This is a genomic window from Phaeodactylibacter sp. (assembly GCF_040219495.1).
GTDB lineage: Bacteria > Bacteroidota > Bacteroidia > Chitinophagales > Saprospiraceae > Phaeodactylibacter.
In genome coordinates this window covers 1-2740 of record NZ_JAVJSK010000069.1, presented here as the reverse complement: position 1 = coordinate 2740, position 2740 = coordinate 1, and the positions used below count along the sequence as shown (strand labels likewise).

2 protein-coding genes are annotated in these 2740 nt (G+C 48.1%); both read right to left on the bottom strand.

The genetic code is table 11. The features are described from left to right. Window positions 1–1626 (bottom strand): cohesin domain-containing protein (locus RIC19_RS10350; protein WP_350178240.1); only part of this gene is annotated, 1626 nt, incomplete at its 3' end. 69 nt (window positions 1627–1695) lie between these two features. After that, window positions 1696–2490 (bottom strand): cohesin domain-containing protein, encoded by a 795-nt coding sequence (locus tag RIC19_RS10345; RefSeq protein WP_350178239.1) that lies wholly within the window; start codon window positions 2488–2490, stop codon window positions 1696–1698. Window positions 2491–2740 lie beyond the last annotated feature (250 nt).

The following is a 2740-nucleotide window of genomic DNA, read 5'->3' as shown; positions in this document are numbered from 1 at the left end:
GATCACACTGCCGTCCGGCAAAGTAATCGGGGTGAGGCTGTTCTCAAACCAGTTGATGGTGACAAAGCCGGGGCTTGGGTTCGCGATGTTACCCGCTACGCTAAAGCCCGGAAGGCTGCCGTTCAGGTTGGTCACCCCAGTGTAGCTCAGCTGTGAAGCATCGTAGCTTACCGTGAATGACATGCCTATAATACCGTCAAAATTGTCGATCTCCAGTGCCAGGCAGACGTTATCGCCCTGGTTCACTGTTGCGTTTTCTACCGTCAGCGTCAGGTCTGTGTTGACCGAATTTACGGTGACTGTCCCGCCCAGTCCATTGAAGTTAACCGGTGTTCCGCCTGCTGTTGCGGCACTTGAAGCACCGCCGAATGAAAGGCTGGCAGTACCGGCAGCACTACCAGTGAAACAAAGCTCAAAGATGGTCGTCCCATCCGGTTCGGTGACACCACTGCCGCTTGACCAGTTCACGGTAATCACACCGGGGGTAGTTGTATTAAAATCTGATGCCTGCAGCCCGGGCAGGTTGATGCCCGTCACTGAGCTAAAATCCACCAGTGCACTATTATAATTGATGGTCAGCTGAAGATCACCGATGTTATCGAAGTCCGACACGCGTACATCCACACAACCGGTTTGTCCAACATCCACGGTGGTATTGGTGAGATCCAGTGTAACCTGAACCTCTTGTACAACGATAGCGCCGTTTTCACCAATGAAATCGACGGCCTCGTCGTCAGCATTCATGACCGCAATTGCTACCGGATTGTCTGAGAAAGCCAGGTTAGCGGTTCCTGCCTGTGTGCCGGTGAAGCAAATTTCGAAGATAGCCGCGCCACCGATCAAGGAAACCCCAGTCGCATTTGACCAGTTTAAGGTAATGACACCTGGGATTGTGGTATCAAAATCACTGGCATCCAACCCAGTAATGCCGAAGCTACCGACCGAGCTAAAATCCAGTATGTTTTCATTGTAGGTAATACTGAATGAAACATCTGTAATATTTTCAAAATCCTGGACTTCTACCTCCACGCACCCCGTTTCACCTACGTCCAGCGTTGTATTGGCAATGCTAAAGGTGGTTTCAGGGGTTACAGTCCCGCAGTTCCCACCGCTCACCGTAGCTGTTGCGTTTTCAGGGTTCAGCCCTACATTGGTAAAGCTGCCATCAAGCAACTCAATCCCCGGCGTAGGAGGTCCTGAAAATTGTATATCAGAAGTGCCACAGCCAATGGCTTGGAATTCCAGGGTGAACAAGACCGTACCATCGGGCAGATCAAGCGTAATGAAAGAAGGGTGGAACCAGGAAACGCCCATGCCGTTGGCAGGTACGTTGCTCGAACCTCCGGGGTTTGGCGTACTAAACGCCGCACCCTGCGAAAAGCCAGGGATATTAGCTGTATTAATATTCTTCACTTGCTGAAACTCAATAATGGTAGAGTCCCATGTGATACCATACTGCATACTGAGAATATTTTCGAAGTCCGACACGGTTATGTCGACATCAAAAACATCATCGGGTTGTATATCATTACTGGTAGGAGAAATAGTAAAGGTAGGCTGTTGCGCAGAAAGTGATACTGCACAGAGTAATAAGCCTGCCAGAAGGCTGGTAAATAATTTGTCCATCGGTGCTCGGAATTTGGGATGTTAGGAAAATGGCGAACGTTGCCTTTACTCGCCAGCTTCAATAAATAACTACAGGACAATCAGTTTGTGTGTTACTATAAAATCGGTTGACTTAATTTCCAAGTAGTATTGACCAGACTGACCAAAGACTTTCCGGTCCAGGTCAAGCATATGCAAGCCTTGGTCAAAAGACTGTTCACGTTGCATAACGACTTCGCCCTGTGCATTGATAATGCGCAATGTGGCACGATCAACACGCTGCTTGAAGTCGAGGCTGATTTGAGTTTGTTTTGCAAACGGGTTGGGGGCGCAAGAGACCAATACGGTTTCCCGACCTTGCCTGTCCAGGAGGTCTGAAATACCTTCGATACTTATTGCGCCAGATATAAAATCCACGTCTAGTTCTTCTTCATCTGCGTTGGCAAACTCCACCATTACAGGAAAAGCAGCAAACCGGATAGAATCGATTGTAGACTCTTCTTCTACAACCTCAAAGCCGATTGTAAATAAAGTGGCATCATCTTCAAGTGAGACCGGTTGAATGCCCGGATCAAACCACAAGAAACCCAAATAACCACTATCTGCCTGCGAATAGTTGAAGTTCTCTATAAAGCTCTCCAATTCTGAACTTAAGACTCCGCTATCTTCTTTCAAGCGGAACAAAGTCGTATCCCAAGCGACACTAAACTGGCACCCCACCACGGAGTCAAAGTTTTGTGCTTTGATTTCGACCGTAAATTCTTCATCGGGAATCACTGTGTGATTTGTAGCGTAGACAGCCACTTGAGCGCTCACACAGAACGGTAGGAATAAGAGGAAAGGAACAGCAAGGAATGCCCTTACAGGAGGTATTTTTTTTGTCATGGGATCATGAGATTATTAATTCCATCGCAAGGTAGCAATTTTTAAGTACAAAGGAAAGTGCCCACTTTAAGTATTTGTTATGTACGCACTGAATCTCAAAAGGTTTCACTAAAAACAGAAAGGCCGGGCACCCTTTCGGATGCCCGGCCCTCCGGTCTTGCTCCCCGTGAGCCCGCGCTTACGCGGGGCTCAGGGGCGCGTTTATCTCAAAGAGACGATTACTTAATGATAACCATCTTCTTCGTTGCTG

What these genes read in the sequence shown, in the direction of transcription:
- RIC19_RS10345 (WP_350178239.1), bottom strand. Translation starts at nt 2,490, where the DNA reads ATGACAAAAAAAATACCTCCTGTAAGGGCATTCCTTGCTGTTCCTTTC.